Annotated in this window: 5 protein-coding genes and 2 tRNA genes; 6 read left to right on the top strand and 1 reads right to left on the bottom strand. The window is 50.2% G+C overall.

What is annotated here, in order from left to right:
• Positions 1 to 44: 44 nt before the first annotated feature.
• The 6 genes from ACOZIO_RS22480 to yjfF all read left to right on the top strand — a co-directional run bounded on the left by ACOZIO_RS22480 (position 45) and on the right by yjfF (position 5,216).
• Positions 45 to 121 (top strand) — tRNA-Asp (locus tag ACOZIO_RS22480).
• A 53-nt stretch (positions 122 to 174) separates the two neighbouring features.
• Positions 175 to 250, top strand: a tRNA-Trp gene (locus tag ACOZIO_RS22475).
• Between the two features lie 401 nt (positions 251 to 651).
• Positions 652 to 1,608 (top strand): galactofuranose ABC transporter, galactofuranose-binding protein YtfQ, encoded by a 957-nt coding sequence (ytfQ, locus tag ACOZIO_RS22470; protein WP_129955236.1) that lies wholly within the window; start codon positions 652 to 654, stop codon positions 1,606 to 1,608.
• Positions 1,609 to 1,718: 110 nt separating this feature from the next.
• Positions 1,719 to 3,200 carry a galactofuranose ABC transporter, ATP-binding protein YtfR gene (gene ytfR / locus ACOZIO_RS22465; protein WP_205952706.1) on the top strand — a complete coding sequence of 494 codons (1,482 nt, stop codon included), beginning with the start codon at positions 1,719 to 1,721 and terminating at the stop codon, positions 3,198 to 3,200.
• 10 nt (positions 3,201 to 3,210) lie between these two features.
• Complete coding sequence (gene ytfT / locus ACOZIO_RS22460; RefSeq protein WP_129955234.1) at positions 3,211 to 4,230, top strand: galactofuranose ABC transporter, ATP-binding protein YtfT; 1,020 nt, start codon at positions 3,211 to 3,213, stop codon at positions 4,228 to 4,230.
• A complete protein-coding gene (gene yjfF, locus ACOZIO_RS22455; RefSeq protein ID WP_129955233.1) occupies positions 4,230 to 5,216 on the top strand; it encodes a galactofuranose ABC transporter, permease protein YjfF in 987 nt (328 codons plus the stop codon). The genes ytfT and yjfF overlap by 1 nt, the downstream gene beginning before the upstream one ends.
• Before the next feature lie 12 nt (positions 5,217 to 5,228).
• On the opposite strand, the gene hdfR is transcribed toward yjfF, so the two are convergent.
• A complete protein-coding gene (hdfR, locus tag ACOZIO_RS22450) occupies positions 5,229 to 6,053 on the bottom strand; it encodes an HTH-type transcriptional regulator HdfR (protein WP_129955232.1) in 825 nt (274 codons plus the stop codon).
• Positions 6,054 to 6,146: the final 93 nt, after the last annotated feature.

The raw sequence follows: 6,146 nt of genomic DNA, 5'->3' as shown, positions 1-6,146 counted from the left end.
CAAACAGGCATCAGCCGGTTGCTGATGCGTGTGAAAGAACCGGTGGAGCGGTAGTTCAGTTGGTTAGAATACCTGCCTGTCACGCAGGGGGTCGCGGGTTCGAGCCCCGTCCGTTCCGCCAATTATTAAAAATTATGCCTGCTAAATTAGCAGGCATAATAGTAAGCACAATTTAGGGGCGTAGCTCAGTTGGTAGAGCACCGGTCTCCAAAACCGGGTGTCGCGAGTTCGAGTCTCTCCGCCCCTGCCATATTTAAACCCTTCGCGAAAGCGAGGGGTTTTTTTTCGTCTTAATTTTCTGAAGCCCTTCTTCCTTGTTTAATCTTTGCTTCTTAATCCCCCTGTTCAGGGTTTTTTGCACCGACAGGGCTCAAAACCTCCATTCTTGCTAGTTGTTTTTTGTCATGTTTTGGCTGAATACATGCACGAATTGATTGTTCTCCCCGTATGTGACTTCGCTCATGCTCCCATTTTCTCTATGTACTAAACCTAATCATCGTCTTATGACGACTATCAGCGCCTGACAGCATTGCTTGTATCCTTTTTCCGACAGAACTGTCGTAGCGGATGAATGCATGTCGGGTAATCGTCCTCGCCGTACCCTACGAGTCATAACAAAAAGTAGCTCAGACTACACATGAGGAAAGAAATATGTATAAACGCTTATTTGTGGCAGCAGCAGTAGCGACAGTCCTTAGTGGCACAGTTCAGGCGGCTCCGCTGGTTGTGGGTTTTTCGCAGATCGGTTCTGAGTCTGGGTGGCGTTCTGCGGAAACAAAAGTCTCTAAATCAGAAGCAGAAAAACGCGGCATAACACTGAAAATCGCTGATGCCCAGCAAAAACAAGAAAACCAAATCAAAGCAATACGCTCATTCATCGCACAAGGTGTTGATGCCATTTTTATCGCTCCCGTTGTGGCTACGGGCTGGGCCCCGGTTTTGACCGAAGCTAAAGAAGCTAAGATCCCTGTATTCCTGTTAGACCGTACGATCGAAGTCAGTGATCCGTCTCTGTACACCGCTGCAGTGGCTTCAGACAGCGTGTATGAGGGTAAGGTAGCGGGGGACTGGCTGGTTAAGGATGCTGCTGGCAAACCATGTAATGTTGTCGAATTGCAGGGAACGGTCGGTGCCAGTGTGGCGTTAAATCGTAAAAAAGGATTTGCAGATGCGTTGAAATCTGCGCCAAACATCAAAATTATCCGTTCGCAGTCCGGAGACTTCACCCGCAGTAAAGGCAAAGAAGTAATGGAAAGCTTCATCAAGGCCGAACAAAACGGTAAGAACATTTGTGCCGTTTACGCTCATAACGACGACATGGCGATCGGTGCTATCCAGGCTATCAAAGAAGCTGGTTTGAAACCGGGTTCACAAATCAAAATCGTATCAATTGATGGTGTACCGGACATCTACAAAGCGATGTTAGCGGGCGAAGCAAACGCATCTGTTGAACTGACACCGAACATGGCTGGCCCGGCATTTGATGCGCTGATCGCAATGAAAAAGGATGGTACCCAGCCTAAGAAATTCATTCAGACTCAGTCCGCGTTGATCCTTCCTGATATGGCTCAGAAAGAATACGACATGAAAAAAGACATGGGTTATTAAGCCGGTTTACCGGTTTGTCTTACTGACAAACCGGTAATAATTATTCCCTTTTCGCTTATCGCGAATGCAGCAGGAGTAGTGACGTGACGGATAATCCAGTTTCAAAAACGCTGCTCGAAGTGCGCGGCTTATCGGTCGAATTTCCCGGTGTAAAAGCGCTGGAAAATGTCGACTTTACCCTCGAAAGCGGTGAGATCGTCGCACTTTTGGGTGAGAACGGTGCTGGCAAATCAACAATGATTAAAGCCCTTACCGGTGTCTATAAACGTTCTGCGGGGCAGGTCTTCCTTAACGGAAAACCGATCGAGCCAATTGATACTGCCGATGCTCAGTCGCTGGGAATTGGTACGGTATATCAGGAAGTCAATCTTCTGCCGAATATCTCTGTCGCTGCCAATCTGTTCATCGGGCGCGAGCCAACCCGTTTCGGGCTGGTCAATCAGCGCAAGATGGAACAACAAGCCGAAGCACTTTTGGAAGGTTATGGCCTGCATCTGGATGTCAGCCAGCCACTTTCAACCTACTCCATCGCGATTCAGCAAATCGTGGCAATCGCCCGCGCTGTTGATCTGTCCGCGCAGGTTTTAATTCTTGATGAACCCACCGCCAGTCTCGATGCCAAAGAAGTCAGTATGCTGCTCGATATTTTGATGCAATTGCGTGATAAAGGGGTGGGAATGATTTTCGTGACCCATTTCCTCGATCAGGTTTACCGCATCAGTGACCGGATCACCGTTTTGCGAAATGGTAAGCACGTCGGGTCTGAACGAACGGTGGATTTACCGCGTATTGATCTCGTGCCGATGATGCTGGGACACAGTTTTGATGAAAACCTGCTCAAACGGACTGAGCATAGAAATGTGACCGGGCAACCGTTAGTCGATTTCAAAGACTATGGTCGTCGCGGGGTGGTCGAAAATTTTGATTTAAAAGTGCGTCGGGGTGAAATCGTCGGGCTGGCGGGTTTACTGGGATCCGGACGGACAGAAACCGCTCAGCTGATTTTCGGCATTAAAGGGCATGACAGTGGCAAGGCGCACGTCAATGGTAAAGAAGAAACCATCAGCACACCCAGAAAGGCGGCGAAACTGGGTTTTGGTTACTGCCCGGAAGATCGCAAAACTGATGGCATTATCGGCGCGGCCACGGTGCGAGAAAATATCATTCTTGCCTTACAGGCTCAGCGTGGCTGGTTGCGTCCTTTGCCCATGAAGGAACAGCATCAGATAGCCGAGAAATTTATCAAATTACTGGGCATTCGTACGCCCGGCACTGAACAGGAAATTCAGTATCTTTCCGGCGGTAATCAGCAAAAAGTGTTGCTGTCCCGCTGGCTTGCGACTCATCCCCGTTTCCTCATTCTTGATGAACCTACCCGCGGCATTGATGTCGGTGCGCATGCAGAAATTATTCGTCTGATTGAAAAACTTTGCGACGAAGGCCTGGCGTTACTGGTTGTTTCATCTGAACTGGAAGAACTGGCGGGCTATGCCGATCGTATTGTCGTCTTACGCGACCGTCGTCATGTTGCCGAAATTGATCAGGCTGATATCTCCGTGCCAGCCATTATGAAAGCCATTGCGGCGCAATGAGGAGACAGTGATGAACAACAGGAGCCTGCCAATGACGGGAAAACCGCGCAAAGTAAGATGGGTATTTCCTAAAGGCGCCACGCAAATCGGCGCTTTCTTCGCAATATTAGTGATCGACAGTCTGGTCGCCCCGGGCTTTTTCTCAATTCATATTCAGGATGGCCGTTTGTTTGGCAGCCTGGTTGATATTTTCAACCGTGGTGCGCCTGTCGCTTTGCTGGCACTCGGAATGACACTGGTTATCGCGACCGGCGGCATCGACCTTTCCGTCGGTGCAGTCATGGCGATTGCCGGCGCGACAGCCGCGACCATGACGGTGCAAGGATATCCGCTAATGATAGTCTTGCTGGCCTCGGTCGGGGTGGGCGCAATATGCGGTTTGTGGAATGGCTTTCTGGTCGCTGTCCTGCAAATTCAGCCGATTGTTGCCACGCTGATGCTGATGGTTGCAGGGCGCGGTATCGCGCAGCTGATTACGCAAGGACAGATCGTCACGTTCGAGCACAATGGCCTGTCGCAGTTCGGCAGCGGGTCTTTATTCTACCTGCCAATGCCGGTGATTATTGCCGTCGTCATGCTGGTTCTGGTCTGGGTGCTGACACGGAAAACGGCACTTGGCCTGTTTATCGAATCCGTGGGTATCAATATCCGTTCTGCTTATAACGCCGGCGTAAATGCTCGTTTAGTGCTGATCTCCACTTACGTTATTTGTGGGATTTGCGCGGCTGTTGCGGGTGTTATCGTCACCGCCGATATTCGCGGTGCAGATGCCAATAATGCCGGATTATGGCTGGAACTTGATGCCATACTTGCCGTCGTCATCGGTGGTGGCTCGTTGCTGGGTGGACGTTTTAACCTGCTTCTTTCAGTTGTCGGTGCACTAATCATTCAGGGAATGAATACCGGCATTTTGCTCTCCGGCTTCAAACCGGAATTCAACCTGGTGCTGAAAGCGCTGGTGGTGCTTGCGGTACTGGTGGTGCAATCGCCCCGCGTTTCGCTCAGTAATCTGTTCCGGAGGAAGGGATAATGCTCAAAAGAAATCTGCCCCTGCTGATTACTATTGCGGTTTTTCTGGCCGGATACGCCTATTGCTTTACGCAATTTCCTGGTTTTGCCTCCACACGGGTGTTTTTTGATTTGCTCACGGATAACGCATTTCTTGGCATCGTGGCCGTGGGGATGACCTTTGTCATCTTGTCAGGTGGTATCGACCTGTCAGTAGGTTCTGTTATCGCTTTCACCGGCGTTTTGCTGGCGAAACTTATCGGCACTTATGGCATCGCACCGGGTTATGCTTTTGTCATCGTCCTGTTGATGGGAGCTATCTTTGGTGCGCTGATGGGTTGGATCATTGATACGCTGAAACTGCCGGCTTTCATCATCACGCTGGCGGGCATGTTTTTTGTGCGCGGTATGAGTTTTATTGTTTCGGAAGAATCGTTGCCGATTAATCATCCGGTTTATGACTTCCTCGCCAATTATGCCTGGAAAATGCCCGGTGGTGGTCGTTTTACCTTGCTGGCTCTGGTCATGCTATTGGTGGTGCTTGGCGGCATTATTCTGGCGCATCGTACGCGATTCGGTAACAACGTCTATGCCGTCGGTGGCAGCAATGTATCGGCTGCGCTGATGGGGGTGCCTGTGCGGCGGACCACGATTTATATCTATATGCTATCCAGCACGCTGGCGGTGTTATCCGGCATTATTTTCTCCCTTTACACTTCTGCGGGCTATGCTCTCGCAGCGAGTGGTGTTGAACTGGATGCTATTGCTTCTGTCGTGATCGGCGGGACATTACTGAGTGGTGGCGTAGGCACTGTTTTAGGCAGCTTGTTTGGTGTGCTCATTCAGGGGCTGATCCAAACCTATATCACCTTCGATGGTACGCTGAGTTCATGGTGGACCAAAATCGTGATGGGCGTTTTATTGTTTGTTTTCATCGGATTGCAAAAAGGGATGGGCAGCTTCTGGACAGCCAGAAGAGCGCGGCATCCGCGGCCAGAACCGTCCTGAAACAGGACGGTGTCAGAAATTAGTGATCAGCGGCGTTTTGAGTAACTGACGGATCAAAACCTGCTGATCGCTGGTTTGCAGCCAGACGGCGTAAAGCGGGCGGATCACCGGCGGAACATCTTCATGTGCGGCCAGTTGTGGATATTCTTTAGCCCAGTGCGCAGGCAGAAACGCACAGCCTCCGGTATTTTCCAGCAACTGACGCGTCAGATGCGCAGAGGTTGTGGTCAGTATCGGTTCCTGATCGCTATTTTGTAATTTTTCCTGCTGAGGAAAATCAGCGCCCCATTCCAGCTTCACATAGGGCGACTGTTCGCCTCTGACCGTTTTCTTTGATGAGAAAAGTCGTAACGAGAAATTACCCAGCAACTGACTTGAGAGTTCGTCCATCTTTGGTGGCTCGGTGGTAATCAGCAAATCCAATTGTCTTTCATGCAATTGCTTCACCAGCGACTGACGAAGGGCAATGCGCGCCTCCAGTCTCAGCGTACCCCGCTGAGTGTACAGAGACTGCATCCACGGTGTCAGATAAGCTTCCCAGAGTGACGCCGTGGCACCAATCGACAATTCTGTGTGCTGTAACGAGCGTACAACCTCTTTTTTCGCCATCTGCCACGTTGACATCAGGTTCTCGGCATAAGGCAGCAGACGTTCTCCTGCGGGCGTTAAGCGGATGTTATTGCGATGCCGTGTGAATAAATTGGCGCCCAGTTGAGTTTCCAGTTGTCGGATACGAAAGCTGACAGCAGATTGCGTCAGGTAAAGGGATTCCGCCGCCCGACCAAAGTGGCGAGTTCTACTGACCTCCAAAAAGGTTTTCAGTAATTCCGTGTCCAAAACTATCTCCAATATTTTTTGTCGTTAAGATTTAAATGTTTTGTTTTACACAATGTCAAGCCTAACTAATACTCCGCGCCATAACAGCACGAC

The organism is Rahnella sp. PD4 (assembly GCF_049199325.1).
Classification (GTDB): domain Bacteria; phylum Pseudomonadota; class Gammaproteobacteria; order Enterobacterales; family Enterobacteriaceae; genus Rahnella; species Rahnella perminowiae.
Note: the sequence above shows the minus strand (reverse complement) of the source record. Positions and strands in the feature narration are given on the sequence as shown.

Bases quoted from the DNA above. Each gene is read 5' to 3' on its own strand.
- yjfF (WP_129955233.1), top strand. From the start codon at position 4,230: ATGCTCAAAAGAAATCTGCCCCTGCTGATTACTATTGCGGTTTTTCTG.
- ytfQ (WP_129955236.1), top strand. From the start codon at position 652: ATGTATAAACGCTTATTTGTGGCAGCAGCAGTAGCGACAGTCCTTAGT.
- ytfT (WP_129955234.1), top strand. From the start codon at position 3,211: ATGAACAACAGGAGCCTGCCAATGACGGGAAAACCGCGCAAAGTAAGA.